The following is a 26,563-nucleotide window of genomic DNA, read 5'->3' as shown; positions in this document are numbered from 1 at the left end:
GTCACACCCCCGCCGGCACGTCGTCGCCCAGGTGCGCCAGGCGTTCGGCGACCGAGTCCACCGTCGGCGCGTTCATGTACCCGGCGAGCCGCCCGTCGGCGAGGAACAGCACCGAGTCCGCGTAGGACGCGGCGACCGGGTCGTGCGTCACCATCACCACGGTCCTGCCGTGGAACCGGACAGCCTCCTGGAGCAGGTGCAGCACGTCCCTGGCGCTGCGCGTGTCCAGCGCGCCCGTCGGCTCGTCGGCGAAGATCACGCTGGGCTCGGTCACCAGCGCCCGCGCGATCGCGACCCGCTGCCGCTGCCCGCCGGACAGCTCGTCCGGCCGGTGGCCCAGGCGGTCGGCGAGGCCGACCTGCGCCAGGATCGTCCTGGCCTTCTCCCGGTCGACGCGCCGCCCGGCCAGCTTCAGCGGCAGCGTGGTGTTCTGCGCGACGGTGAGCGTCGGCAGCAGGTTGTACTGCTGGAACACGAACCCGACGCGCCGCCTGCGGAACTTGGCCAGCTGCGCCTCCGTGCCGCCCGTCATCTCCTCGCCGTCCACCACGACCGCTCCGCTGTCCGGGCGGTCGAGCCCGGCCGCGCACTGGAGCAGCGTCGACTTGCCCGAGCCGGAAGGACCCATCACCGCCGTGAAGCTGCCGGCCGGCAGGCTCAGCGACACGTTGTCCAATGCGGTCACGGAGTTCTCCGCGTCCGTCCCGTACACCTTGGTGACCCCGACCAGGCGCAGGGCCTCGGCGTTCCGAGCGGGCTCGCTCCCGCGCCCTCGACCAAACATCGTCATCCCCTTCCGTCCGGCGCCCTCGGCGCCACACCCATGACGCTACGGACGGGCGGGCGCCGGAACATTGGGCTCACGGCCCGGACCGACGGTGTTGTTGAGTACACCGGTCACCGGGGGCCGAAGCGGTGGCCGGGACTGCCGGAGTCAAGGGCCGGACACGGAGCGCGACTTCATGGCACCATTTCGGTACGTTGTCACGTCCGGGCCGCGGCTCCGCGGCCGTCGGCGTGGGGGGAGGGGGATGGCGTGCACGTGCGACGAGAACGCCTGATGGGCGTCGGGGGCATCGAGGAGCTGTTCCACGCGTGCCGCACCCGGCCGGATGCGGGAGAGGAGCACCGGCGGGGCCGCGCGCTGCCCGTCGTGGTGCTGCTCGGCCCCCGCGGCAGCGGCAAGACCGTCACGCTCAACCACCTCGGCTACCTCGCGTCGCGGCGCCCGCACGCGCTGTACGACTTCGCCTCCGCCGCGCCGCGAAGACCCTTCGAGGTGGCGGCCCGCCTGGCCATCGGCCTGTCCCACGGCTTCCCGCGCCAGCCGCGTCTGCGGTTCCCGCGGCTGGCCCTCGGCCTGCTCGTCGTCCGCACCGGCCTCTCCCTCGACGAGGCCGAGCCGAGGAGGGCGCGGGCCGCACTGCGCGCGGCGCTGCGGCAGGCCAGGGAGCACACCCCCTCGGACGAGGCCGCGCAACGGGCCGGCGCCGCCCTCACCCTCCTGTCGGACCTCAACCTGGTGCAGCTGCCAGGACTCAGCCTGCTGGTCAGCCTCGTGCAGCGCGGCCTGCCGCGTCTCCCCGTCGACGTGATGTGGCGCACCGGCCTCGCCTGGTACGGCGACCAGGCCGGCTTCCGCCGGATCGACGCGCTCGTCGCGCTCAATCAGCTCGGCGCGAGCGAGGCCACGGGCGACCGCCGCGCCGCCGACCGGATGCTGTGCGCGGCGTTCCTCGAAGACCTGCGGGCCCACTACGCGCGGTACGGGCGGGACCGGGAGAGCGTGGCGCTGCTGGACAACGCCGACAGCGAGCAGGGCCGCGCGTTCCTCGACCTGCTGGTGGAGATCCGCGAGGAGAACGCCGCCGAGCGCGGCGTCTTCGACCCGCTGCTCGTCGTGGCCACGGCCGCGCACGCCGGACGCATCCCCGGCCCGTTCGCGCCCGGCCCGGCCGGCCTGCGCACCTGCGGCCCCGAGGAGGCGTCGTACCCGGCCTGGCGGGAGCGCATCCCGCGGCCCGCGCCCGACACGTCCTGGCACTGGTACCCGGTGCGGCTGCGCGACCTGACGGCGAACGAGGTCGCGAAGCTCGGCGCCGAGATACCGCAACTGCCGCAGATCACCCCCCTGGTGCACCGGCTGTCCTACGGTCACCCGTGGAGCGTCGCGCAGTTGCACACCGTGGCGCGGCGGGCCGTCGCGCGGCACGGCGGCGAGACGGAGCTGCGCGCCGTCCTGGACCACCCCGTGCCGCCGCCCGGCGCCGAAGGCGAAGCCGCCCGCGAACTCCCGCTGGCCCAGGTCGCGTTGCGCTACCTGCTGCGGGACCTGTCCGAGGACGACCAGCACGCCGCGCTCATCGTCTGCTCCGCCGCCCGCGAGTTCGACACGGCCGTGGACAGCGGGCTGCTGAGCGGCTTCGTGATGCGCACCCAGGACACGCTGCTCCAGGAGATCGGCGCCCGGCTGTGGCTGGTCGACCCCGTTCCCGAGGACGCCGGGGCCCACGGCGGGCGCGGCAGCGGCTACCTGCTGCCCACCGCGCACCCGCAGCCGCTGCCGGGACGCCCCGTGCTGCACCCGTGGCTGCGGCTGCTGCTCCTGCGCGAGCTGGCCGCCCGCCCGGCGGGCGGCCAGGACTGGACGGCGGTGCACACCGCGCTGCGCGAGTGGCACCGCACGCACGACCGGCCGCTCGACGCGTACTACCACAGCCTGGCGCTCGGCGAGCTTGAGCCGGTCGTCGCCCGCCTGAACACCAGCCTCAGCACGCTGCCCAGCACCGACGAGTGGCTGTACGAGCTGTACGCGATCACCGCGGCCCCGATGCGGCGGCCGGTCGACCCGGACGAGCCGCCGTCGCGCCGCGCGCCCCGCCTGGCGCAGGAGCTGGCCCCCACGGCGTTCCACGAGCACCGCGCGCTGTCCATCCTGGTCACGTCGCTGTGGCTGTCGGCGGATCCGCGCAACCGGCTGCCGACCTCGTCCCCCGAGCTCAACTACACGATCCGCACGATGTTCCGCGAGCTGGGCGTCCACTCCCACGCCAGGGCCGCGGGCCTCATCCACGAGGCCGCGAAGTACGAGGCACGGCTGTGACGCCGCCGCACCGCGACACGAGCAGGAGGCAGTAGCGCGATGTCATCGCCCAGCGGTCCCGACGCGGACCCGCCGTTCTTCAAGGGGCTCCCCGGCCGGCTCCTCCTCGTCCTCGCCGCGCTCACCGTCGCCGCGGTCGCCGTGCTGCTGCTCAGGCCGGACGACCCGACCTGCGCCGAGGGCGTCGAGAAGGTCGGCGAGGGTGACGACCGGCAGTGTGTCGGCCTGACCGACGGCAGCCACGAGTTCCACGAAGGTCTCGCCCATGTGTCGGAGGAGATCGCCGCGGAGAACGCGTGGGTCGACGACCAGGTCGAGGCCGGGAACGACGGCGCCTCCTACGTGTCGGTCGTGTACCTGATGCCGCTGGCCCCGCAACAGAACGACAGCAACACGATCGAGACGATCAGGCACGAGCTGGAGGGCGCGTTCACCGCGCAGTACCGCGCCAACCACGAGGAGTCGGACGGTTCCTCGCTCATCAAGCTGCTCCTCGCCCACACGGGCACGACGGACGAGCAGCGGCGGCACACCGTCGAGCACGTCGTCGAGCAGCGGGACGGGCAGCGGATCGTCGCCGTGGCGGGGCTCGGCACCAGCCTTGACTCCACGGAGTGGATCGTCGAGGAGCTGACCAAGGCCGACATCCCCTCGTTCGGCTCGGTCCTCACCTCCGACAGCCTCGCGGACACCCCCGGCCTGGTGCGCGTCGCCCCGCCGAACGCCGACCAGGCCGCCGCGGCCGTCCGCTACCTGTCGCAGGAGGAGCACCGGGACAAGGAGGTGCTGATCATCCAGGACGTCAACGAGAACGACCCGTACACCCGCACGCTCGCCCGGGAGTTCGCCGAACGCTTCCCCGCCCCCCGCCTGGTCGACGGCGAGCCCTTCGAATACGACTCCTCCCACACCGACATCGCCACCTACTTCAGCGTCCAGTCGGCGAACCTGTGCCTGAGCGACCCGGACGTCATCTACTACGCGGGCCGCAGCCGCGACCTGCCCGACCTCCTCGCTCCGCTCAAGAACCGCCAGTGCAACGACAAGACGCTCACCGTCCTGTCCGGCGACGACACCTCGCAGGCCACCCAGCAGGACGGCTTCGACGAGGTGCAGAGCGCGCTGCGCACCGGCAACATCGAGCTGGTCTACACCGGCCTGGCCCATCCGGACATGTGGGACGAGGCCCCCGAGTACTTCGCCGAGGACGCCATCGCCGCGTTCGCCGACGACGGCGACTACGACCGCCGCTTCTCCAACGACACCCTGCACGACGGCCAGGCCATCATGGGCTACGACGCGGTCAGGGCGGCGGTGCGGGCCATCACCACCGCGGGCGGCGGCCGGGACGTGACCTCGAGCGACGTCTTCCAGATGCTGACCTCGCTCAGGGGCGCCAACGCCGTCCCCGGCGCCAGCGGCTGGATCTCGCTGCACAACGACGGCAGCCCCGAGGACAAGGCCATCCCGATCATCCGCATCGACCAGGAAGGCCACCTCACCATCCGCACCATCACCTCGGCCTCCGGCACCCCCTACGTCCCCGAACTGGCCACCCCCGAGCCGTGAACGGCGGCGGGGGCCGGGGCGTTCAGCGCAGGATGCCGGCCGTGCGGGCGGCGGTGAGCCAGTGGGGGAACTCGGCCGTCAGCCGGTCGTACAGCTGCCCGTCCGGCCACGCGCCCGGCGTCGTCCCGGCCGGGAAGAACCCGGCGTTGTCCACCGGCCTCCTGGCCGGCACCGGCAGGTCGTCCAGCTTGTGCAGGAAGGCGAACTGCTTGTCGTCCGGGTCCCCGAACCCGATGAACTGCCAGAAGACCGGCAGCCGCGCCGAGGAACACAGCAACTGCTCCGCGGCGGAACGCGACGTCGGGCCCCCGTCGGTCTGGAAGACGACGAGGGCGGGCTGTCCGGCGCCCGTGGCCGCGTGGTGGTCGAGCACCGCCTGCATCGCCACGTGGTAGTTGGTGCGGCCCATGTGGCCCAGGGAAGCGTGCAGCGTCTCGATGCGTCCGCGGTAGTCCCCGAGGGAGAGGTCCGCGACGCCGTCCACGCCGGTGGAGAAGAAGACCAACGGCACGACACCGTCGTCGTCGAGGTGCGCGGACAGCGCGAGGACCTGCTCGGCGAGCCGCTGCACGCTGCCGTCCCGGTAGTAGGGCCGCATGGACCCCGACCGGTCGAGCACAAGGTAGACGGCCGCCCGCTGCCCGCCGAGCCCCGACTTCTCCAGGGATACGCGGGCCGCCTCGTAAGCCGGCACCAACCCCTCCCCGGCAACCGCCCGCACCTTCTCCAGACCGACCGCAGCCGACATGTCCCGCCCCTCTCACCGTCCGGTACCCCACCCCGGGGATGCGGAACGCTACCACCGCCCGTCGGGCCGGGTGCGTCAGTCGACGGATGGGCTGTACGTGCGGTCGAGCCGGCGGATCTCCTCCAGCGGATATGGGGTCTGCCGGCTCCGGCGCTGGAACTTGAGGTTGAAGTCCGATATCACGGCCGCGATTGGCGCGTGCCGGGCGAGGATCGCTGCGGCCTCCTCCGGGATTCCGGTGGGACGCTTGCCCTCCGCGTAGGCGCGCACCAGCTCGTAGCGGCCGTCCCGGTCCTCCCTCTGGTATCCGAACAGAGCGGTGACCAGCCAGTTCACCAGATACGTGGCGGTGTAACAGCGGTCGTAGGTCTGATGCCGTTCGAAGAAGTCGGCTTCGCCCTGCGACAGCTCGAACTGGGAGGAGATGGCGAGGCCGTAGTCCGCGAAGTAGAGGCGCCGGCCGTCGGTCAGGATGTTCTCGAAGTGCGCGTCGAAGTGCAGGAGCCGGCGGTCGTTCATGAACGAGACTCCGGCGGCCAGTTCTCTCTCCACCATGGCGCAAGCCCGGTTGGCGGCCTCGTCGCCTGCTTCGACCTGGGTGCCCAGCCACTGGTGCAGGCTCTGCGGGATGTACTCCAGGAACAGCGCGACGCTCGCCGAGGACTGCTGGAGAGCCTCGATCCGGCGGCGTACCTGCGATGAGCCGCCCCGGTAAGCAACAGCCCGTTCGGTGTCGGCCAGGTCCTCGGGCAGGGGCGTCGAGTCCGGCAGTACCCGCCAGTGGTACATCAGAGGAAAGCCCTCGTGTTCCGCCGTCAGCACCCAGTTCGTCGTCATGGTGTGCACGGCGAGTTCTCTCCAGGCCCCGAAGCCCGGCCCGGCGATGGTGCCGACGCCGTAGTGGCAGAAGACGGGCAGCTCGAACAGGTTCGCCGTGGACCGGACGTGCTCAGGTTGCCTCTCCAAGTCGGTGACGGGCACCCGCTTTACGAAGACTGGCGTTCCGGCGACCTCCAGCAGGGACGCCTTCCCGCCGATGCCGGACCCGATCGGCTCGGCCGTGTTCACGAGCTCGTGCAGTGCGCGATCACCGCACAGGGCCAGGGATGTGGAGACGGCACTATGGGCGGCGAGACGCGCACCGTGCGACATGTCAGGGACTTCCACGGTTGCCTCCACCTTGGATGCCGGCCTCGGCCCCGCGGCGGCGGCACGGTTCGGCCGGAGCGGATCGAGGCTGCCCAGGACCGTATGTGACGACAGACCTGATTACCCTCTCGGCCGCACTTTACGTGAGAGTCGACGACGGCTCGGGGAGCGCGATGCTTTGGCAGATCGCCTCCGATGCGCGACTTCGAGCTCGTCCGCCCGGCCGTGGCCCGGGTGTCTCCCGGCTGCCCGGCAGTTCCTCGACGCGCTCGGCCAGCCGCGCGCTGCGCAGCGCGTCCGGCGACGGCAGCAGCAGCACACCCGCCGCGGCCACGGTGGCGGTCGCGTCCACCCTTTCAGGTGAACCGTGCCGTTCTTCTCGCCCAACTGGCCCATGCCGAACGGATAGTGAGCACATCGTATCTCCCCGCGCCGATCATCGGGCGACGACCGGAAGCAAGGTGAAGGAATCATGCGTGCAGAAGCGATCAGTCGCGTCAAGCTCGTGTTCTCCCTGCTGGACGCCAATGGCAACGGCCGTATCGAGGCCGAGGACTTCGACCTGATGGCGCGGCGCGTCACCGAGGCGGCGCAGGACTCGGGCGAACCGGCGAAGAGCGCGCTGCGGGACGCCTTCCGCCGCTACTGGGCCACACTCTCCGACGAGTTGGACGCCGACGGCGACGGCGGGGTCGACTTCGACGAGTACACCGCGTGCGTGCTGTCGCCCGAGCGCTTCGACGAGACGGTCACCGGATTCGCCGAGGCGCTCGCCGCGCTCGGGGACCCGGACGGCGACGGACTCGTCGAACGGGACCGGTTCGTGGCGCTCATGGAAGCCATCGGGTTCGAACGTGCCAACATCGACGCGCTTTTCGACGCCTTCGGCCCCTCGGCCGCGGACCGCATCCCGGTGGCGACGTGGGCCGAGGGCATCAAGGACTACTACGCGCCGGACAAGGCGGACATCCCAGGGGACCGCCTGGTCGGAGACGCGGCGGCCTGAGCATGGAGCGCAGCGCCGAGCGGCGCGCGGCGGGGCCGGTGATCGGTCTCGCCGTCGGCCGCGGCACCGGACCCGAGCTGGCGGCCGTCTTCGAACGGGTCATGCACGAGCTCGCCCGGTCCTATGCGGTCGACATCGGTATCGCTCGTTCACCGAGGACCTACCACTCCTACGTGTCCCTCAGGGCGGAGGGCGGTATCGAGCACGCCCGCCGTCTCACCCACGCCGACGCCGAACACTACGAGCGCTTCTGCCGGACGCGGGCCCGCGCCGGCACCACCGCCGTCTTCCGCACCGCCATCAACGCCCAGTCGCTGTACCTGGTGCGGCAGCGTCTCCAGGCGGTGAAGGTCGATCCCCTGGGCAGCGGCGGCACGTCGATGCTGTTGGTCCGCGACGAGGCCCAGGGCTTCTACACCGGCGAGAACGACCACTCGCCGGGAACGGTCACCCGCACCATGTCGTTCAGCCGCGAGATCACCGGCAAGGTCGTCGCGCTCGCCCTGGAGCGGGCCCGGCAGCAGTGGCCCGAGCACGGCGCGGGCCGGATCGTCATGGCCTACAAGTTCCACCTGCTCGACGGTGCCCTCGACGCGTGGGTCGCGGAGCTGGCCGAACGGCACGGGGTGCGGCTCGAACTGTTCCAGCCGGACACGGTGAACCGCGACCTGATCGAACACGGCCCTGCCGACCGCACCCTGATCATCGCGGGGAACGAGTGGGCCGACATCATGCACGTCGTGCTGCTGGACCGGTTCGGCTCCGAGCGGCAGGAGAGCCGTTACACGGAGAACGTCCACCTGCACCCCGGGGCGGCCGGTCTCGTCGAGTACCAGACGGTGCACGGTTCCGCCGACGACCTCGCGGACCGGGACGCGGTCAACCCGGTGGCCACCCTGCGCGCCGCCGCGGCCATCGCCGAACGGCACGCCGGCTGCCCCGGCGCGGTCGAGGCGGCGGAGCGGGCCCTGAAGTCCGTCCGGGCCCGTGGCATCGTCACCCGGGACCTCGGCGGACGGCACTCGACGACGGCGGTCGTGGACGCGTTCCTCGACGCGCTGCCGGGCGCGCTGCCGGGCGCGCTCTCGAGCGCGCTCTCGTCAGCGCTGCCGGGCGCGCACCCCGGCGCGCCCGAGCCGCGGAAGCCCGCCGGTCCTGCCCCGGTCGCCGGCTCATGACGCCCCGCACGGGAACGGCGCTGGTGATCGTCGACATGCAGAACGACTTCTGCGCGGCGCCGGCCGCGGCCAGGGCGCCCGCCGTGACGACGAACACCGCCCGCGCCATCGACCTGGCCCGGGGCCGCGGTACCGAGGTGGTCTTCGTCCGGTTCACCGGAGACGTCGCGCACCAGCGGCCGAGCTGGCGGCACCGGGACCGCGTGCTCGGCAAGCAGCCCAAGTGCCGCGAAGGCACCCCGGGGGCCGCGTTCCACGAGCGTACGGCCCCGGCCCCCGGTGAACGCGTCTTCACCAAACGGGCCTGCTTCGACGCGTTCCTCAGCGAGGGGTTCGAGGATCACCTTTGCGGGCGCGGCGTCGAACACCTCGTCCTCGCCGGGCTGTTCACGGACGTATGCGTCGACTCCACGGCGCGGACGGCGTTCCAGAAGGGCTTTCACCTCACGGTCCTGACGGACTGCACCGTGAGCCTGCACCTTCCGGACGAGGAGATCCTGCGGTTCATGGGCCTGGTGTACGGCGCGCGCACCACCACACACGACCGCAAGGACGCGTGGGCGCGACCCGAGGAGGCGGCGTGGCCGGCGTCGAGCGCGGCGTCGGGCTGACCGCGCTGATGGTCGCCGCGGCGCGGGCCATCGAGACCTACCGCGACGATTCCCTGGCGCAGGACCGTTTCGCCGAGCACTTCGTACGCGCCGCGCGGGCGTCCGCACGGTGGCCGGTCCGCCCGCCCGAGGTGCCGGGCGGCGACGCGAACCCCCTGTGGGGGCGCCTGGGGCGTTACTTCGGGCTGCGGACCAGGGTCCTCGACGACTTCGCCCTCCGCTCCGCGCGGGCGGGCGCCCGCCAGGTGGTCCTCCTCGGCGCGGGCCTGGACACGCGGGCGTTCCGCCTCGACTGGCCGCCCGGCTGCGCGGTCTTCGAGATCGACCGGGCGGAAGTGCTGGCGTTCAAGCACAAGGTGCTCGACGGGCTGCGCGCCATCCCCCGGGCGGCGCGCACCCCCGTCGCGGCCGACCTGAGCACCGACTGGTCCGGCGCGCTGACCGGCGCCGGCTTCGACCCGGCGGCCCCCACCACCTGGCTGGCCGAAGGGCTCCTGCTCTACCTCCCGCACGCCGCGGAACGGCGCCTCGTCGACACGGTCGACCGGCTGAGCACGGCGGGCAGCGCGCTGGCCTACGAGGTGAAACTCGCGGCGCCGCCGCCCGGCGCGCGGGACCACCCGGTCTACTCCTCGACCGAACGCCAGACGGGTGTGGACCTGCTCGCCCTCTTCGACCGCGACCCCCGCCCCGACTCCGCCGCCACCCTGGCGGCACGCGCCTGGTCCACCGTGGTCCGCACCCCCTTCGACTACACCCGCCACTACGGCCGCGGCCCGCTTCCCGAGCCCGACGACGCCCTCGCGACCAACCGCTGGATCTTCGCCGCCCGCACCACTGCCTGACCCGGGGACCGGCCCGTGCACGCCGGCCCGTGCACGCCGGCCCGTGCACGCCGGGCGGCGCCCCAGCGAACGGGCGTCAACGAGCGTCAACGGGCGTCAACGGGCGGACGAACTCTTCCTTTCGGAACATGAATTCGTCCGCCCGTTCGACCGTTCCTGCTCTAGCATCGGCGGCCGTGACCCATGCCGGACCCTCCCGCCGCGCCGTCGTGACGACCGCCGCGGTCGCCGCCGCCCTGCCGCTCGCCGCGGCCCCCCGGGCCGGTGCCACCGAAGCGCCCGCCTTCCACCACGGCGTCGCCTCCGGCGACCCGCTGCCCGACGGCGTGCTCCTCTGGACGCGGGTCACGCCCGTGCCCGGCGCGGTGCCGGGCTCGGGCGCGGGGCCCGACGTCGAGGTGGAGTGGGAAGTCGCCACCGACGCGGGCTTCGGCACGGTGGTCGCCCGGGGCCGGAGCACCGCGAGCGGCGCGGCCGACCACACCGTCAAGGCCGACGTGCGCGGCCTGCGCCCCGACACCGCCTACCACTTCCGCTTCACGGCGAGCGGCGTGCGTTCGCCCGCCGGCCGCACCCGCACCGCGCCCGCGGACCAGGCCCAGCCGGACAACCTCAGGCTAGGCGTGGTCTCCTGCTCCAACTTCGAGGCGGGCCACTTCGCCGCCTACCGTCATCTCGCCGCCCGCACCGACCTGCACGCCGTGCTGCACCTCGGCGACTACATCTACGAGTACGGCACCGGCCAGTACCCGGCCGACCCGGTGCGGCGCCAGGAGCCGGCGCACGAGGTGCTGACCCTCGCCGACTACCGCGTCCGGCACGGCCATTACCGCACCGACCCCGACCTCAGGGCGCTGCACGCGGCCCACCCGCTGATCGCCCTCTGGGACGACCACGAGACGGCCAACGACAGCTGGCGGGACGGCGCGGAGAACCACACCCCGGGCGCGGAGGGCGAGTGGCGGGCGCGCCGGGCCGCCGCCGTGCAGGCGTACTTCGAGTGGATGCCGGTGCGGCCCGCGGTCGAGGGCACGACCTACCGGCGGCTGCGGTTCGGCCGCCTGGCCGACCTCCACCTCCTCGACCTGCGCACGTTCCGCGACCGGCAGGCCGGCACCGGCGACGACGAAGTCGACTCCCGGGACCGGACGATCACCGGTCGCGCCCAGTGGGACTGGCTCACCTCGGGCCTGTCCGCGTCCGACGCCCGCTGGCGCCTGATCGGCAACTCGGTCATGATCTCGCCGGTGGCCTTCGGCTCGGTGCCCGCGTTCCTCCTCGGGCCGATCGCCGAATGCCTCGGCATCCCCGCGGGCGGGCTGGCCATCGGCACCGACCAGTGGGACGGCTACACGCACGAGCGGCAGCGGCTGCTCGGCCACCTGCACGAGCGGGGGATCACCGACACCGTCTTCCTGACCGGCGACATCCACATGCACTGGGCGAACGACGTGCCGCTGAATGCCGCCCTGTACCCGGGAACGCCGTCGGTGGCCACGGAGTTCGTGGTCACGTCCGTCACCTCCGACAACCTCGACGACACCCTCGGCGTGCCGCCCCGCACGCTGTCCGGCATCGCCGAGACGGCCGTCCGGGCGGCCAACCGGCACGTCCGCTGGGTGGACATGGACGCACACGGCTACGCGGTCCTCGATGTCACCGCCGAGCGGGCGCAGATGGACTACTTCGTGCTCTCCGACCGCGCCGACCCGGCGGCCACCAGCAGCAGAACGCGCTCGTACCTGACCCGTTCGGGAACGCAGCGCGTGACCCGCGCCGACGACCCGATCGCGTGACCGTTCGGGAGCCTTGACGGTTCGGAGGCCGCAACGGGCGGGTTACGCGCGTAGTTTCGGAGGCGGCATGGCAGGTACATAACAGTCGAGAACCCGGCTCCCGGCTCACACCGAAAGGCCCCCCACATGCACAGGACCCTGCTCATCTGCCTGTCGACGGCGGCGCTGACCTTGCCGTTGCCGCTCGCCGCGGCCGCCGACACGGCCCCCGCCGACACCGCCCCCGCCGACCACGCCTACTACGCCGACGCCGAGGGCAAGAGCGGCGAGTCGCTCAAGACGGCGCTGCACGAGATCATCAGCACCGACGTCACCCGGCTCAGCTACTCCCAGGTCTGGGACGCCCTGATGGCCACCGACCAGGACCCGTCCGACCCCGGCAGCGTCGTCCTGCTCTACACCGGGGAGTCCCGCGGCGCCGACCGACACGGCGGCAACGTCGGCGACTGGAACCGCGAGCACGTCTGGCCCCAGTCGCACGGCGACTTCGGCACCTCGGCCGGCCCCGGCACCGACGTCCACCACCTCAGGCCCACCGACGTCCAGGTGAACAGCCTCCGCGGCAACAAGGACTTCGACGACGGCGGCTCACCCGTCTCCCGCGCCCCGGGCAACTACACGGACGGCGACTCCTGGGAGGCCAGGAACGAGGACAAGGGCGACGTAGCCCGGATGATCTTCTACATGGCGGTGCGCTACGAGGGCAACGACGGCTTCGCGGACCTGGAGCTCGACAACGACACCAGCAACGGCGGCACCCCGTACATGGGCCGGCTCGACACGCTGCTCGCCTGGCACGCCCAGGACCCGCCGAGCGCGTTCGAGGAGCGCCGCAACGAGCTGATCTTCGAGGACTACCAGGGCAACAGGAACCCGTTCATAGACCACCCCGAGTGGGCCGAGGACATCTGGGGCTGACCCGGCGGAACGCGGCCGCGGAACGGTATCGGTATCACGATCGGTATCGGTATCGGGAGCGCGGACGACGACTACGCGCCGGACCTGATGGGTAAAGGGTGAACCGGACCACATGGACTCTGTTCGGGAGGGGCCCCGCTGCATCGATGTGTGCGACGGGGCCCGCCCCCGATGAGCTGCCCTGGATATCCCCCGTGCATCCAGGACGGTGCCTGTCCGACGCCCCTGCCCCGAAACCGCCCCGGGACCCTCGGGCGCCTTGACTGATCGACACGCCCGACGCTACTCGCGGAGCCACCCGTCGGCTACTCGCCGAACGCGGCTCCCGGCCGGAAAACGCGGAGAATGCGCGGAGAACATCCGGAGAGAGGAAGACGAGCCCGATGGCACAGCTCAGCGCCGCCGTTCCCGGCGATCTGAGCAAGCTCACCACCCTCGTGCACAGCAACGACCTCGAAGAGACCCGGGACATCATCAGCAACGCGTACAGCCCCTACCGGCTGGACTGCCTGGGCGACGCCCGGGAGTTCTCCGCGTGGTACGCCGAGAGCGGCTTCCCCGGGATCACCGTCTCCGGCCTCCAGTACGGCTCCCCGCACCTCGGCGCCGAAACCCTGATCAGGCCGCAGCCGCTCGGCACCTACCTGCTGGTCTGCGAGGTCACGCACGGCCGGGTGACGGTGAGTTCGCCAGGGCGGGAGGAATGCCGCGTCGGCCCCGGCGAGACCTACGTTCTGGACCCGTACCGCAGCTTCCAGGTGCACTGGTCGCCCGGCGCCCGGATGATCACCGTGCGGCTCGCCCGCGAGACAGTGGAACGGGCCGCGGCCGACGCGCTCGGCGTGGAGGGCCCGCTACGGGCGCGGTTCGCGCTGGGCGGGGCCATCTCCCCGCAGGCCGCCAGGACCTGGGCGGGCATCTCCGGGGCCGTGCTCCGCGAGGTGCTCGGCGAGGGCATCGCCCGCACCAACCCGCTCGTCGCCACGCACCTGACGCAGACGGCGGCCGCCCTCCTCGTCGGAACGCAGCGGCTGATCACCGAAGGCGTGGACGCGCAGCGCACCGGCGCCGTCTCCCACGCGGCGGTGCGCCGCGTGATGGCCCTGGTCGAGGAGCAGGCCGACCAGCCGCACACCCTCGCCGACCTGGCGGCCACCGCCCGGCTCAGCCCGCGCGCCCTCCAGGAGGCGTTCCGCCGGCACCTGGACACCACGCCGCTCGGCTACCTCCGCGAGGTCCGCCTCGCGCGGGCCCACCAGGACCTGCTCGCCGCCGGCCAGGACGGCTCGGCCACCGTCTCCGACGTCGCCTACCGCTGGGGCTTCTCGAACCTGGGACGGTTCGCCACCTACTACCGGAACCAGTACGGCCACCCGCCCTCGAAAACCCTGACCCCCTGACCACCTGGCCCCGCGCGACCCCCTCACCCGGGTCGGCGCAGCACGGTGGTGGTCAGCCCGTTCCGTTCGACGCGGTCAGCGGTGACCCGCAGCCCCGCGGTCCTGCACTGCTCGAGCACCCAGGAACGGGCCAGCCGCAGCTTGCGGTAACTGCCGGTCCGCAGCGTCCAGTCCTCGCCGGGGCCCGGCCGGGTGTGGACCAGGTCGTGCACCAGCACCGTGTAGTCGTCGTAGTCCCTCGGGTACTCCAGGAAGCAGGTCATGATCCGGTCCGCCGTGGCGCGTACCGGCAGGAAGCGGTCGGTGCCGGTGAGCGGGACGGTCAGGTCCCGGTAGGACAGCACGGCGGTGCCGCCGGGGACGAGCGCGTCGGCGACGTGGTTCAGCAGGGCGGCCACGTCGCCCCGGGTCGGCAGGTGGGTGAGGGTGTCGCCCAGGCAGACCACGAGTTCGGCCGTGCCGGGCCGCACCAGCTCGGGCAGCGCGGTCCGCAGATCCGCCCGAACGGGGCGCACGGCCGCCCGCCCGGCGGCGTGCGCGGTCAGCTCGTCCAGCAGCGGCCGGCTGAAGTCCACGGCGAGCACCGGGGCGAAACCCAGGTCGGCCAGGGCCAGCGCGGTGTGCCCAGGGCCGCAGCCCAGGTCCACGGCCAGGGCCCCGGCCGGCCCGCCGGCGACCCCGAGTTCCGTCAGGAGATCCCGCTGGGCGGCGGCCAGCGCCTCGATATCGCCGCCCAGCATCCAGGTGTAGTGCTCCGCGAGCAGTTGGTCGTAGTGGTCGGGCACGGTCGTCATGATGGCGATGGCTCCTCTCGCACCGGCTGGGCGCCACCGAATCTAGAGCCGGATACGGCCTGCCGGGGGCCGGTCCGAACGGTGTTCGCCGAGATCCGGAGAATGGCGGCCGTGGACGACATTGATTCGGCGATCCTGGCGCATCTCCAGCGCGACGCACGGCTGACCAACCGGGAGCTGGCCCGCCTGGCCGGGGTCGCACCCTCCACCTGCCTGGAGCGTGTCCGGGGGCTGCGCGCGCGGGGCGTGATCACCGGCTATCACGCGGCGGTCGAGCCGCGGGCGCTCGGCCGTTCGCTCCAGGCGCTGGTCTTCGCGCGGCTGCGCCCGCTGAGCCGGGAGGTGATCAGCGGCTTCCAGACCTACCTGAGCCAACTGCCCGAGGTGCTCTCGGTGTTCGTCGTCTCGGGTGACGACGACTTCGTCGTTCACGTGGCCGTTCCCGACATCGAGCGGCTGCACGCCTTCCTGATGGACCGGTTCAGCGCCCGCCGCGAAGTGGTGGGTTTCCGCAGCTCGGTGATCTACCTCCAGACCGGCACCCGGGTCATGACACCACTGCCGGAAACGGAGAGCCAGGACCAGAAAACTCCCCGCCGCCCCGCCCCCTGAGGCACGCTCGTCGCGGGCTATACCCCGCGGTACCGCTGTTGCCGGCCGCCCCGCGGCCCGGGCTCACCGCCCCCTTCCGCGACCGGGCCCGGACGCGGGCCCCGCCCGGTGCTCGCTGGGACTGATGCCGCGTTCCCTCTTGAACGCGGCGCTCAGGCCGAACGCGCTGGCGAAGCCCACGCGGCCGGCCACGGCACCGACCGTCATGCCGGGCTCGCGCAGCAAGTCGGCGGCCAGGGCGAGCCGCCACTCCCGCAGGTACGCCATCGGCGGCCGGCCGACCAGGGCGGTGAAGCGCCGGGCCAGGCTCGCCCGGGACACACCGTTCCTGGCGGCCAGCGCCGCCACCGTCCACGGATGGGCGGGGTCCGCGTGCAGCAGCCGCAGGGCGCGCCCGACCACGGGGTCGCCGTGTGCCAGGAACCAGGCGGGCGCCTGCGCGGAGGAGCGGGTGAACCAGGCGCGCAGGGCGGAGACGAGCACCAGATCCAGCACCCGGTCCAGCAGGGCCTGCTGACCGGGCTCCTCGCGGGTGATCTCCTCGAAGGCCGTCGGGCCCAGCGGACAGGACATCAGCCCCGCCTCGACCACGGCCAGCGGCGGGAGCGCCGCGAGCAGCCGGCGCGGCACGCTCCCGCCGTCCACCGTGTACAGGCCGCTGAGCAGCCGCGTGCCGTCCGGCCGTGCCGCCGCACCCCAGGTGCGCACGTCCGAGGCCAGCCGGTGGCTCAGCTCCTCGCCCCGCGGGGTCGTGCAGCTGTCCGCGGAGTGGATCACCACGTCCGGCTCGGTGGCCGGGTCGTCCGCGATCACGTACGGCGCGCCCCCGGCCAGGACCGCCACGTCGCCGGCTCCGAGCCGCGCCGGGGCGCCGCCCTCCGGGACGACCCAGCAGGAGCCGTGCAGCGGTACGGCGAGCGCCAGCGGCGCGTCGGTCAGGAAACGCAGCGCCCACGCCCCGGAGAGGAACGACTGGTTGAAGACGGCGCCACTGGCCCGTGTCCCGTTCAGCAGGTCCGTCAGGGGGTCCATGGCCGTCAGCGTAGACGCATGTGTATGGAAACGAGCGTGTGCGCCATGGCGGGTCTCAGCGGGCGGCGACTTCACTGGGCGCCATGAGTGAACGGACCATCGTGGTGACAGGCGGCACGGGCAAGACCGGCCGCAGGGTGGCGCGGCGGCTGGCGGAGCGGGGCCTGCGGGTCCGCGCGGTGTCCCGTTCCGGCAGCCCGCGCTTCGACTGGACGGACCGCACGACCTGGGCGCCGACCCTGCACGGGGCAACGGCGCTGTACCTGGTGGCGCCGGAACTGGGCAGCCCGCGGGTCCCCGGGGAGATCGCGGCGCTCACCCGGGAGGCCGCGGCGGCGGGCGTCCGGCGTGCGGTGCTGCTGTCCGCGGCCGGCGGCGGGCCTTACGAGGAGCAGATCACGGCCGCCGAGCGGGCGCTGGCCGGTTCCGGCCTGGCCTGGACCGTGCTGCGGCCCAGGTGGTTCCACCAGAACTTCGACGAGGACTTCCTGTGCGACGCCGTCCTGACCGGCGAGGTCCGGCTGCCGACCGGGCACGGCCTGGAGGCGTTCATCGACGCCGACGACATCGCCGAGGTGGCGGTGGCCGCTCTGACCGGGAACGGGCACGCCGGGCGGTGTTACGAACTGAGCGGCCCCCGGCTGATGACCTTCGCGGACGCGGTGGGGGAGATCGCCCGGGCGAGCGGCCGTGACATCCGGTACATGCCGGTGACGGCCGAGGCGTACGCGGACGAACTGAAGCAGCAGGGGGCGCCCGCGGGAACGGTGGCGCTGCTGGTGGACCTGTTCGCACAGGTGCGTGCCGGTCACCTGACCTCGCTCACCGACGACGTGCGGCGCGTTCTCGGCCGTCCGCCCCGGGACTTCGCCGACTACGCACGGACCGCGGCCGAACGCGGCGCGTGGCGCACCTGACATGCCGTTGCCTACTTGGGCGAGACCGCCAGCCGTACCGCCAGGCCGGTGAACACCGTTCCGCTGAAGATATTGAGCCCCCGCGCCACGCGGCGGCTGCGGCGCAGCAGCAGGGCGAGCTTCCCGGAGAGCAGGCCGACCGCCCCGTCGACGCAGAAACCCATGATCACGATGGTGATGCCCAGAGCCATGAACTGGGCGGACACGTGGCCGAGTTGAGGGTTCACGAACTGCGGCAGGAAGGCGACGTTGAAGAGGATCACCTTCGGGTTGAGCAGGTTGATGAGGGCACCCTGCCAGAAGGCGCGCCGGTGACCCGGTTCGACGTGCCCGCTCTCCGTCCCCGGCAGCGAACGATCGCGGAACGCCTTGACGGCCAGGTACAGCAGGTAGGCCGCCCCGGCCCAGCGCAGCACGTGATAGAGCGCCGGCAGCGCCGTGAACAGCGCCGACAACCCCAGCGCCGCGGCCACCGCGTGCACCAGCATCGCGCAGGCCACCCCGAACGCGGCCATCACCCCGGTAGCCGGGCCGCCCCGGCCGCCCATCGCCACGATGAACATCATGTCGGGACCTGGAGTGACGCAGAGCACGAAGGCGGCGAGGAGAAACGCCGCGTACAACGATGTGTCCACCATGAGAGGCAATGCTCGGGCCCGCCCGCTCCCGGAGCGAGCGAATTCCGAGAAGTGAGACGGAAAACCCGCCCCCGACGGCACCGCCCCGACAGGGCGGGCCCCCCGGAGGGCACGAGGTCCGACCGCGTTCATGGCCGGACGGCTCATGCGGCGGGGCCCGCTCCGGGACCTGCCTGAACGGCCGTGAACGTGGCTGAATGAGACAGCTACCGAGACAGCTGCCGAGACGGCCCGTGACCGGCTGCCGAAGCCACTGTCACTTGCGTCGAGCCGTGCCCATGTCCGGGAAGGATGCCTGCGCATCCTCGGTCAGGAAGGTCTCCTCCTCCCCGAAGTCAGGGGCCTGGAAGGGGTTCGTCGTCGGAGCCGGCGATGCTGCGGTGGCATAGCGGGCCGCCCCTTCCGGAGCGGAGAACAGGGAGGTCAGGTCGATGAGAGATCTTCCAATTCGTTATGAGGCCATGGGGGGAGAGCCGACGTGCCGTGACCGGGCACAGCGGTCCTACAGCTTGGTCATCTTGGCGTACGGACTCAGGATCCGCTCTCGCGCCGAGCCGAAATCGACAAGGACCGCGATTCCCTCCTCGATGTCGATCACTCGACCTAGGCCGTACATGTCGTGTGTGACCTGGTCGCCCACGGCGAACTCTTTGGGGGGCGGCGTGACCGGGGGCTTGAAGGGGCTGGTAGGCAAGTAGCGCTTCGGTGCAGCTGATTTTGTCATTGCGACCAGTATGCGCCTGCCTGCCGCCATCCGCGGCGGCCGTTCGCGCCCGCTCTTTGGCCCGGGTCCCGACAGCGGACACCATGTCGGGAGCGAGGCGGGGCAGGTACGGCTCCCATGGGCTCTGCCGAGCTGGGAAGACTACGGTCCGTAGCCGACAGCGGGTGAGCACTCCGCTGTTCGTGACCGCCGCGAGTTCTGAGACCAGACCGTGCCCCCGCCGGTCGGCCAGGAGGCCTCACTGCGGCCGCTTCAACGCCTTCGTCCGGCCCGACTCCTCGGTCGTCCTCCCGGGCCCGGGCACCGGCACCGGCCTCGGCCCGGCGGACCCAGTTCCGCAGGCTCTCCGGACCGATGTCCAGCTCGGGGACTCGTTCCTGTACGGATCACGGGTCTGCGGGACCAAACGCACGGCCCGATCCTTCGGCATGGTGGACTCGCCCCCTTCGCCGCCACGGCTCCCATCCACCACTCGCGACGGCTCACTGCCGGCCCGGGCCCGCGAATCGTGGAAGGCGGGCCGGGACCCCCCGACCCGCCTACCGTCCGACTCTCGTCACCCGGGCCGCTCACCCGGTCGCCCCCGCCGGGCGCATCCGCCCGGCGTCGGACTCGGGAGCGTCATTCGAGCTCGTCGAACAGGTAGCGGGCAACCCAAAAGTCACAGTGGGTAGTCGCGGAATGAGGCGGTGGCGATCTGCCGGCGGACGGAGTCAGCTACCACGCGTGTGGGCGGGGGGATTCCGTCTGCGGCCTGCCGTGGACCGAGAGACGGCCTCCGACCTGGAGACGTTCCTTCGTGCGGTCACCAGGACGGGATAGTGCATTACGGGCCCGACCCCCGGCCTTCACGGCACGGCTGGTGTGCGTCCTTGCCTCCAACGGGGGCCACGGTCACTCTCGGAGCCCCTGCCCATTGACGCGGAGGGAAACGCACAATGGCGAGGAGACGACCGCCGCCTCGGGACATCGGGATCGCTTCACCAAGAGAAGGCTGCGACTGTGATTGGTCGTGGCAATCGCTCTCATCGTGATGGTTGCACTGGCCGCCGACTGATTGAACTCCCCGAGCCGTGGCATCGTGGCTGGTGCGCGACGCCGCTCACCAATGTCGACAACAACACAACGGCCCAGGCAGGGGGACAGAGCCCCTGACCTGGGCCTTGACCGTTGAAGCGGGCGACGAGAATCGAACTCGCGCTCTGAGCTTGGGAATCACCTGTGCTTCGCATGGGTCCATGCAGGCCGACATGGTCCGGATCACTTGGGCCGTGCTGAAGTCACGGCAGTCCTGTCGGGTGCGGACATCGCCCGCCTGTTTGACGGGGTACGGGCGGCGGTCGGTGATCACGGACTCGTTGGTGGCCAGCTCGGGCGTGATGCCCCGCATCGCCTCCAGCACGCCGCTCCCGGTCAGGTCGCATGGAAAGCGGGCAATGATGCGGCGCACGGGACGTCGCGGCGGAAAGGAAGAGGTGTCCGAGCCGTGTGCGGCGTGGGGGGAGGCGAGGACACCAACAACCCTGCTCGTCCACCACGGGTTCGCGGAAGGCGTGGGAATTCCCGCCTGCCGCAGGTGACGTCGGGTGGGCGGAGTCGGTCCGGGGATGCGGAGCGGTCGTGGACGGCAGCGAGTCGCGCCCGTGTGACCAGTCCGCCACACCCGTCGTTCTCGTCGCAGACGGGCAGGTACCCGATGCGGGCGCCGGCCGTGAAAGGGCCCGTCTCCTGACGACGAGGGTTTCTACGCAGCCGCGTCGAGGGCGGACTGCCGCCCGGCGGTGCGGCGGGTCGGCTGCGAGGGGCGGCCGCGCCGGGAGCGGGAGGTGGCGTTGCGCCGGGGGCGCTCGACCACCGGTGCGGTGATGACGACCGGTACACCGGAGGGGGCCCGCGCGCCGGTGATGCGGCTCAGCTCGGCCTCTCCGGGCTGGACCCGGGTGATCCGCGGGAGGATCCCCGCGTTCGCCATGAGGTGGGTCATGCCGCGGCGCTGGTCGGGGGTGACCAGGGTGACGACGCTGCCCGACTCACCCGCCCGGGCCGTGCGGCCGCCGCGGTGCAGGTAGTCCTTGTGGTCCGTCGGCGGGTCGACGTTGACGACCAGATCGAGGTTGTCGACGTGAATACCGCGGGCGGCGACATTCGTGGCGACGAGGACGGTGGCGTGCCCGGTCTTGAACTGCGTCAGCGTACGGGTGCGCTGCGGCTGCGACTTGCCGCCGTGCAGCGCGGCGGCCCGCACTCCGCTCCTGAGCAGGTCCTGGGTCAGCCGGTCGACCGCGTGCTTGGTGTCCAGAAACATGATCACCCGACCGTCGCGAGCGGCGATCTGCGTCGTGGTGGCGAGCTTGTCGGTGCTGTGGACGTGCAGCACGTGGTGCTCCATCGTCGTCACCGCGCCGGCCGAGGGGTCGACCGAGTGCACGACCGGATCGGTCAGATAGCGGCGGACCAGCCGGTCGATGTTGCGGTCCAGGGTGGCGGAGAAAAGCATCCGCTGCCCGTCGGGACGGACCTGGTCGAGCAGGGCGGTGACCTGGGGCATGAAGCCCATGTCGGTCATTTGGTCGGCCTCGTCCAGAACGCTGATGGCGACCTGGTTCAACAGGCAGTCGCCGCGGTCGACGAGGTCCCTCAACCGCCCGGGAGTGGCGATGACCACCTCGGCTCCGCCGCGGAGTGCGGCGGCCTGGCGACTGATCGACATGCCGCCGACGACCGTGGCCAGCCGCAGCCTGACCGAGCGGGCGTACGGGGTGAGCGCGTCGGTGACCTGCTGGGCCAGCTCGCGGGTGGGGACGAGGACCAGGGCCAGCGGCTGCCGGGGCTCGGCGCGCTGCCCGGCGGTCCGGGCCAGCAGGGCCAGACCGAACGCCAGAGTTTTGCCGGACCCGGTACGCCCGCGGCCCAGGACGTCACGGCCGGCGAGGGTATTGGGCAGGGTGGCGGCCTGGATCGGGAACGGCGCGCTCACCTCTTGGGCGCGGAGCGTGGCCAGCAGCTGCTCGGGCAGACCCAGATCGGCGAAGGCCTCGACGGCGGGCAGCGCCGGGGTTCGGGTGACGGGCAGGGCGAACTCACCTTGCCCCGCGGTCCGCCGGCCGTGGCCACCCGAGCGGCCCGCTGTGCCGGAACGGCCGGAACCACCGGAGCGGCTGGAACCACCGGAGCGGCTGCCCCGGTCAACGCTGCCGCCCGTACGGGTGCGAGAGCGGGCGGGAGTGTCTGTGCGGTTCATGCGGAACCTTCCTCGAAGTGGCACGTGTCAAGGAAGTACCGCGGAAGATGAGCAACACGGAGAAATCGCGAGAACGAGCCGGAGCAAAAATGAAAATGAAATGGGACTCCGGCCGGGTGAAGAAATAGCGACCACTACCGGGATAAGTGGAATCGCCGGAGCCGGGGGCGGAGTCGGAGCCCATGCGGGACATGTGTCCGGAGCGGGATCGGAACCCCCGCTGCGCGATGAGCTGCGGGCTCCGGGGCCTGTCACGTCGTGCAGGCACTGGAGACAGGAGAAGGGCTGCGCCCTCATACGCCATGAGTCGGGGCCCGCACCCTGAGGTGCGGGCTCCGACTCACATGCGCGTGTATCAGGCGGGAACGATGTTCTCGGCCGTCGGGCCCTTCTGGCCTTGCGCGATGTCGAAGTTCACCTTCTGGCCTTCGAGCAGCTCACGGAAGCCCTGGGCGGCGATGTTCGAGTAGTGGGCGAAGACATCAGGGCCGCCACCGTCCTGCTCGATGAACCCAAAACCCTTTTCCGCGTTGAACCACTTCACGGTGCCGGATGCCATATCTAATCTCCTTCGGGCAGTGCCCGGAGTCCGCACTGTGCGGACTCCGTGTAGCCGCGCTGATCACCCTCCGGAAAAAGACCGGACATTCAAGAGACGCCATGCGGTTGGAAAATCCGTCGAGGCGCTTGGAATTTTCGGGAACCAAAACTGCAACTACTCCGACAGTAGCATGGCGGCAGTGGGGCCCGTCGGGTGATTAATCCCTCTCGTTCCCGTCACGTGAGAAACCCTGACCGCACGTCGTTCCGATATCTCACTTCTCGGCAGCAGGTATGTGCTTGCCCCTGGGGCAGTTCCAGGAGGTGGCGTCGTCACGGCACCTCTTCCAGGCCGGCCCGCCATCCGGCGGGCCGGCGCCTGCGGCTGCCCACCGCCGCGTCCGCCTGCGCGGCGGCGGTCGGGTTCCTGTCTGCTCGTGGATGACTACCTGTCCGCCGAACGCACGAAAATCTATGCTGGCTGGAGTAGACATTGGAGGGTGCCGCGACTATGGTTTCTCTCGTAGCCGAGATCGAGAAGAGCCCGGCAGAGACGAACTGCCGGGCAGCAGTGCAAGCAGGTGTTGTTCGCAGGACGGTGCGGTCGTGGAGTTCCGAAGCCAGAGCGGTACGGGAAGGCGACGGGACTGACGGCCGGACCTGGTGGCCGCAGTGATCAGGGGCCGCCATGGGCAGTGCCGCAGTACCAGCAGTGCGGTTCGGTGTTCCTCGGCACAGGCGTCGGAGCGGCGCCGTTCGAGGTCACAGAAGTATGCGTACCTGACTGGTACGTGATCGATTCAGAGGGAAGAACGGAGGAGTGAGCGCCATCAGGATCGCCCGGACGGGAGTACGCAGTCCGGGTACCGCAGGACATCGATAGTGAGGTGGTCTCCGGTCACGCATCCGCGATCCCCGCACCCCAGGCAGCGTTACGGCCGGGCCTGCGGAAACAGAAGGTCGGCTCAGTACGAGAGTCGGCCGATGGTGTAACAGTTCCTTCGGGGCTCTGGTGCCGGTACGGCACCAGAGCCCCTCCACGCGTTCCACAGAGAGGTCCGATGACAGCGGACGACTCCTACAACCGTCTCGATGACGACGACTACCCCGCCTACACCATGGGCCGGGCCGCGGAAATGCTCGGCACGACCCAGGGCTTCCTCCGCGCCATCGGCGAAGCCCGCCTCATCACCCCGCTGCGCTCCGCGGGCGGCCACCGGCGCTACTCGCGCTACCAACTGCGCATCGCCGCCCGCGCCAGGGAGCTTGTCGACGAGGGCACCCCCATCGAGGCCGCCTGCCGCATCGTCATCCTCGAAGACCAGCTCGAAGAAGCCCAGCGCATCAACGCCGAATACCGCCGCGCCGCGGAATCGGCGAATCGACCGGACGCATCCTCTCGCCGGGCGGCTTCCGGACCACAGACGGAACGGTAACGGGCCGGACACCCGGCTTCCCGGTCCTGCTCGCCCGAAGCGTGTGCGGTCGCCCGGGGGGAAGCCGGGGTGTCACGCCGTCCGCTCCGCCCGCGTACTGGCCACCAGCTGGACGGCCCTGTCCGCCAGGGAGTCGGCGATCTCCGCGTGTCGTGCAGGGCAGAGCGCGGCCGGCAGCGCCGGGCGCCACGGCGGCTCCATCCGCTCCAGGTCCGCCGGCTCCTTCGACACCGTCGCCCGTCGCAGTGCGACCGCCCGCCACCGCGCCGCCGCCACCTCTCTTGCCCGAGGCCGGAGCCCTCGGGCATCGGCCTCGCTCGCCCAGTGCACGATGTAGACACGAGTGCCGTCGGTACTCACGTGGAACCGAACTGATCGGTCGCGGCCATCGACCGTGTAACCGATGACCAAGTAGAAGCCGGGATGACGGTTCATGCTGGGGTCGCTCCATCGGTCGGCAGGTCGGCGTTGTCCCCGGGACAAGATCCTGCAAGTTCGACCGAACTGGATGTCAAGCGTGAACAGCGGTCACGCGACCTCGGTCATCAGCCGAGGTACCGCGGTGGTGCAGGGGGGAGACCGCCGCCCTCCGCCGGGCAACTTCCGGCGGTCGCTGCCATGTCGGCGCTGAAGCATGCACCCCTGGTCGTCGGCGACCTGCATGATGCCCCGGCCTGAAGAGCGTACGAAACGGCCGCCGCATGCCCGCCGACCGGTACGAATGCCGCCATGGCCAGTCGCCTGGAAGGTTCGGCCGTGCCCCTCGTTGCGCGGCTCTCCGCCCGTTCTGGCACGCTTCTGGCACGGGGCCGGGGGCTCTACAGGTCGTCGGGCAGCAGCCGGAAGGCGTGCTTGCCGGTGAGTGGGGTGACGGCTCTGAAGTCCCGGCGGTCGAGGGTCAGGATGATCTCGGTGTCGAACGCTTCGGCCAGGACGACGTTCACGGCGTCGGTCAGGTCCAGTCGCAGGGCCGCGTAGCGGTTCTGGACCACGCGAGCCTTGCGCAGTGTCTCGGCGGACAGCTCGGGGATGGCCACGCGCCCCGTGCGTTCCTGGGCGAGCAGCCAGTCGTTCACCGCGTACGCGGCCCTGCGGTCGATGTTGCGTGTGGTGATGTGTTCGATCTCGAGGATCACCAGCGGTGACACCACGGTGAGCGCCGCCGCCCGCATCGCGATGCGGGCGGCTTTGTGCTCGGGGTCCGAGGTGTTGAGAGCGGCGACCAGGCCGGAGGTGTCGCCGACGACGATCACTCGGCGTCCGCCACGCCGTCCGAGACCGCTCGGTCGATCTCCTCGGCGGTGACGGGCCCGCCGAAGTCCAGGCGTGGGATGTCCCACTCCTCGTCCCAACGCCGGGTACGGAGGGCCGCGAGATGGAACGCCTCCCGGAAGTACTCCGACTCCGGCCGCCCCTCCCGCGCTGCCGCCTCTTTGATCAGCGCGAGGTCCTCCTCGTCGACCATGACAGTCGTCTTCTTCAGGCCCATATGGTTATGGTACCTCAGCCATAACGTTAGTGAGGGCGGCGTGTGCGCTCTTGTCGTCGGCGACGCTGACCGTCAAAGTCATGCATGAAGCCGGTATGCCCCCTGACGGTGGCGCTTGCACGGGGAGGCAAAGCCGAGGTGGATCAAGGCCCCGCGATGACATAAGCGCGTAGGATCTTCGCCGACCTGGCGGATCCGCTGGCGCGCGAGATACCGCCGCGGTGTCTGGTCCAGGCCCGCCGGCGGGCCGAGGACGGTCACCAGGGCGTCAACACGCAGGCCCTGGAAGCGTATGGGCCACGGTCTGTACGCCGCTCAGTACGAGGAGTTGGCCGCCGGTCTGGAGGAATCTGCCGGGCGCGACCTGCGTCCGTCTCCAGGAGTGAGCGGTCGTGATCATCTCGGACCACCTCTTCTATCCCTTCCGGTATGCCAAGAAGGACGTGCCCGTCACCGAGGCGCGTCTGCGAAAAGCAAAGGAGTTCCGGGCCGACCTGATTCGCCGACACGGTCCGGAGCCCTGAGGAACTGCAGGAGGCCGAGGTCCACCGGGATCTTCTCCGGCTCAGTCCGGCTGATCGGCTGGTCCTGCTGGCTTACGCCTGCTCCATGGAGCGGGGCGTGATGCGCCTTGAACAGGGCGACGCGGAACTGCGCCATGACGACCGGTATTTGTTGTGGCACCACCACGAGCCACTTGCCGTACCCACGGACGAGGTGTCACGCTGGCCCGCTGCCGGGCGATCGGGAATCCTTGCCCGGGCGAGCCTCGGACAACACAACGGCCCAGGTTGGGGATAGAGCCCTGACCTGGGCC

The 26,563-nt window shown here is 71.3% G+C and carries 27 protein-coding genes; 13 read left to right on the top strand and 14 right to left on the bottom strand.

Annotated features, from left to right (window positions below; translation table 11 throughout):
* Window position 1 precedes the first annotated feature (1 nt).
* Window positions 2-790: an ABC transporter ATP-binding protein gene (locus STBA_RS16715; protein WP_077060022.1), complete on the bottom strand. Its 789-nt coding sequence runs from the start codon at window positions 788-790 to the stop codon at window positions 2-4.
* A gap of 246 nt (window positions 791-1,036) precedes the next feature.
* On the opposite strand from STBA_RS16715, the gene STBA_RS16710 reads away from it, so the two are divergent.
* Window positions 1,037-3,103, top strand: coding sequence for a hypothetical protein (locus STBA_RS16710; protein WP_143659499.1), 2,067 nt, complete (start codon window positions 1,037-1,039; stop codon window positions 3,101-3,103).
* 39 nt (window positions 3,104-3,142) lie between these two features.
* The gene (locus STBA_RS16705; RefSeq protein WP_077060021.1) at window positions 3,143-4,672 is read left to right on the top strand and encodes an ABC transporter substrate-binding protein; all 1,530 of its coding nucleotides are present in this window, start codon (window positions 3,143-3,145) and stop codon (window positions 4,670-4,672) included.
* Between the two features lie 22 nt (window positions 4,673-4,694).
* Here the strand turns inward: STBA_RS16705 and STBA_RS16700 are convergent, their stop codons facing one another.
* From STBA_RS16700 to STBA_RS16690, 3 genes are all read right to left on the bottom strand, one after another.
* Window positions 4,695-5,420, bottom strand: coding sequence for a VWA domain-containing protein (locus tag STBA_RS16700; protein ID WP_077060020.1), 726 nt, complete (start codon window positions 5,418-5,420; stop codon window positions 4,695-4,697).
* 75 nt (window positions 5,421-5,495) lie between these two features.
* Window positions 5,496-6,572: a hypothetical protein gene (locus tag STBA_RS16695; protein ID WP_077060019.1), complete on the bottom strand. Its 1,077-nt coding sequence runs from the start codon at window positions 6,570-6,572 to the stop codon at window positions 5,496-5,498.
* Window positions 6,573-6,708: 136 nt separating this feature from the next.
* On the bottom strand, window positions 6,709-6,921 hold the full coding sequence (locus tag STBA_RS16690; RefSeq protein WP_077060018.1) for a hypothetical protein: 213 nt from the start codon (window positions 6,919-6,921) through the stop codon (window positions 6,709-6,711).
* Between the two features lie 120 nt (window positions 6,922-7,041).
* Between STBA_RS16690 and STBA_RS16685 the strand changes: the two genes are divergently transcribed.
* From STBA_RS16685 to STBA_RS16655, 7 genes are all read left to right on the top strand, one after another.
* Window positions 7,042-7,575 carry an EF-hand domain-containing protein gene (locus STBA_RS16685; protein ID WP_077060017.1) on the top strand — a complete coding sequence of 178 codons (534 nt, stop codon included), beginning with the start codon at window positions 7,042-7,044 and terminating at the stop codon, window positions 7,573-7,575.
* 2 nt (window positions 7,576-7,577) lie between these two features.
* On the top strand, window positions 7,578-8,753 hold the full coding sequence (locus STBA_RS16680; RefSeq protein WP_077060016.1) for an isocitrate/isopropylmalate family dehydrogenase: 1,176 nt from the start codon (window positions 7,578-7,580) through the stop codon (window positions 8,751-8,753).
* Complete coding sequence (locus STBA_RS16675; RefSeq protein ID WP_077060015.1) at window positions 8,750-9,364, top strand: cysteine hydrolase; 615 nt, start codon at window positions 8,750-8,752, stop codon at window positions 9,362-9,364. The genes STBA_RS16680 and STBA_RS16675 overlap by 4 nt, the downstream gene beginning before the upstream one ends.
* An 8-nt stretch (window positions 9,365-9,372) precedes the next feature.
* Window positions 9,373-10,209, top strand: a complete 837-nt coding sequence (locus STBA_RS16670) for an SAM-dependent methyltransferase (RefSeq protein WP_079252416.1) — start codon at window positions 9,373-9,375, stop codon at window positions 10,207-10,209.
* A gap of 128 nt (window positions 10,210-10,337) precedes the next feature.
* Entirely contained in the window at window positions 10,338-12,005 is a 1,668-nt protein-coding gene (locus STBA_RS16665; RefSeq protein WP_077060013.1) for an alkaline phosphatase D family protein, read from the top strand.
* 126 nt (window positions 12,006-12,131) lie between these two features.
* A complete protein-coding gene (locus tag STBA_RS16660; protein ID WP_079251971.1) occupies window positions 12,132-12,923 on the top strand; it encodes an endonuclease in 792 nt (263 codons plus the stop codon).
* 383 nt (window positions 12,924-13,306) lie between these two features.
* A complete protein-coding gene (locus STBA_RS16655) occupies window positions 13,307-14,323 on the top strand; it encodes an AraC family transcriptional regulator (RefSeq protein WP_077060011.1) in 1,017 nt (338 codons plus the stop codon).
* Between the two features lie 23 nt (window positions 14,324-14,346).
* Here STBA_RS16655 and STBA_RS16650 read toward each other — a convergent pair whose 3' ends face one another.
* Window positions 14,347-15,117 (bottom strand): class I SAM-dependent methyltransferase, encoded by a 771-nt coding sequence (locus STBA_RS16650; RefSeq protein WP_077060010.1) that lies wholly within the window; start codon window positions 15,115-15,117, stop codon window positions 14,347-14,349.
* 111 nt (window positions 15,118-15,228) lie between these two features.
* Between STBA_RS16650 and STBA_RS16645 the strand changes: the two genes are divergently transcribed.
* Window positions 15,229-15,729 (top strand): Lrp/AsnC family transcriptional regulator, encoded by a 501-nt coding sequence (locus STBA_RS16645; RefSeq protein WP_077063373.1) that lies wholly within the window; start codon window positions 15,229-15,231, stop codon window positions 15,727-15,729.
* 63 nt (window positions 15,730-15,792) lie between these two features.
* Here STBA_RS16645 and STBA_RS16640 read toward each other — a convergent pair whose 3' ends face one another.
* A complete protein-coding gene (locus STBA_RS16640) occupies window positions 15,793-16,761 on the bottom strand; it encodes an AraC family transcriptional regulator (protein WP_077060009.1) in 969 nt (322 codons plus the stop codon).
* 83 nt (window positions 16,762-16,844) lie between these two features.
* On the opposite strand from STBA_RS16640, the gene STBA_RS16635 reads away from it, so the two are divergent.
* Entirely contained in the window at window positions 16,845-17,678 is an 834-nt protein-coding gene (locus STBA_RS16635; RefSeq protein ID WP_077060008.1) for an NAD(P)H-binding protein, read from the top strand.
* Window positions 17,679-17,689: 11 nt separating this feature from the next.
* Here STBA_RS16635 and STBA_RS16630 read toward each other — a convergent pair whose 3' ends face one another.
* The 5 genes from STBA_RS16630 to STBA_RS16610 form a co-directional block, all read right to left on the bottom strand.
* Window positions 17,690-18,316, bottom strand: a complete 627-nt coding sequence (locus STBA_RS16630; RefSeq protein ID WP_077060007.1) for a LysE family translocator — start codon at window positions 18,314-18,316, stop codon at window positions 17,690-17,692.
* Window positions 18,317-18,818: 502 nt separating this feature from the next.
* Window positions 18,819-19,040, bottom strand: a complete 222-nt coding sequence (locus tag STBA_RS16625; RefSeq protein WP_077063372.1) for a hypothetical protein — start codon at window positions 19,038-19,040, stop codon at window positions 18,819-18,821.
* A 1,102-nt stretch (window positions 19,041-20,142) separates the two neighbouring features.
* On the bottom strand, window positions 20,143-20,490 hold the full coding sequence (locus STBA_RS38330; RefSeq protein WP_077060006.1) for an SCO5918 family protein: 348 nt from the start codon (window positions 20,488-20,490) through the stop codon (window positions 20,143-20,145).
* A 294-nt stretch (window positions 20,491-20,784) separates the two neighbouring features.
* Entirely contained in the window at window positions 20,785-22,281 is a 1,497-nt protein-coding gene (locus STBA_RS16615) for a DEAD/DEAH box helicase (RefSeq protein WP_077060005.1), read from the bottom strand.
* Between the two features lie 355 nt (window positions 22,282-22,636).
* Entirely contained in the window at window positions 22,637-22,840 is a 204-nt protein-coding gene (locus tag STBA_RS16610) for a cold-shock protein (RefSeq protein WP_077060004.1), read from the bottom strand.
* 1,042 nt (window positions 22,841-23,882) lie between these two features.
* Between STBA_RS16610 and STBA_RS16605 the strand changes: the two genes are divergently transcribed.
* Window positions 23,883-24,257 carry a MerR family transcriptional regulator gene (locus STBA_RS16605; protein ID WP_077060003.1) on the top strand — a complete coding sequence of 125 codons (375 nt, stop codon included), beginning with the start codon at window positions 23,883-23,885 and terminating at the stop codon, window positions 24,255-24,257.
* Between the two features lie 72 nt (window positions 24,258-24,329).
* Here STBA_RS16605 and STBA_RS38325 read toward each other — a convergent pair whose 3' ends face one another.
* The 3 genes from STBA_RS38325 to STBA_RS16590 all read right to left on the bottom strand — a co-directional run bounded on the left by STBA_RS38325 (window position 24,330) and on the right by STBA_RS16590 (window position 25,746).
* Window positions 24,330-24,692 carry a hypothetical protein gene (locus STBA_RS38325; RefSeq protein WP_077060002.1) on the bottom strand — a complete coding sequence of 121 codons (363 nt, stop codon included), beginning with the start codon at window positions 24,690-24,692 and terminating at the stop codon, window positions 24,330-24,332.
* Between the two features lie 383 nt (window positions 24,693-25,075).
* On the bottom strand, window positions 25,076-25,510 hold the full coding sequence (locus STBA_RS16595) for a PIN domain-containing protein (protein WP_077060001.1): 435 nt from the start codon (window positions 25,508-25,510) through the stop codon (window positions 25,076-25,078).
* The gene (locus STBA_RS16590) at window positions 25,507-25,746 is read right to left on the bottom strand and encodes a ribbon-helix-helix protein, CopG family (protein ID WP_077060000.1); all 240 of its coding nucleotides are present in this window, start codon (window positions 25,744-25,746) and stop codon (window positions 25,507-25,509) included. The genes STBA_RS16595 and STBA_RS16590 overlap by 4 nt, the downstream gene beginning before the upstream one ends.
* Before the next feature lie 392 nt (window positions 25,747-26,138).
* Between STBA_RS16590 and STBA_RS39495 the strand changes: the two genes are divergently transcribed.
* Complete coding sequence (locus STBA_RS39495; RefSeq protein ID WP_366510810.1) at window positions 26,139-26,270, top strand: hypothetical protein; 132 nt, start codon at window positions 26,139-26,141, stop codon at window positions 26,268-26,270.
* Window positions 26,271-26,563 lie beyond the last annotated feature (293 nt).

Source organism: Streptomyces sp. MP131-18 (genome assembly GCF_001984575.1).
GTDB classification, from domain to species: domain Bacteria; phylum Actinomycetota; class Actinomycetes; order Streptomycetales; family Streptomycetaceae; genus Streptomyces; species Streptomyces johnsoniae.
The sequence above is the reverse complement of the archived record's forward strand: the minus strand, read 5'-3'. Positions and strand labels throughout refer to the sequence as shown.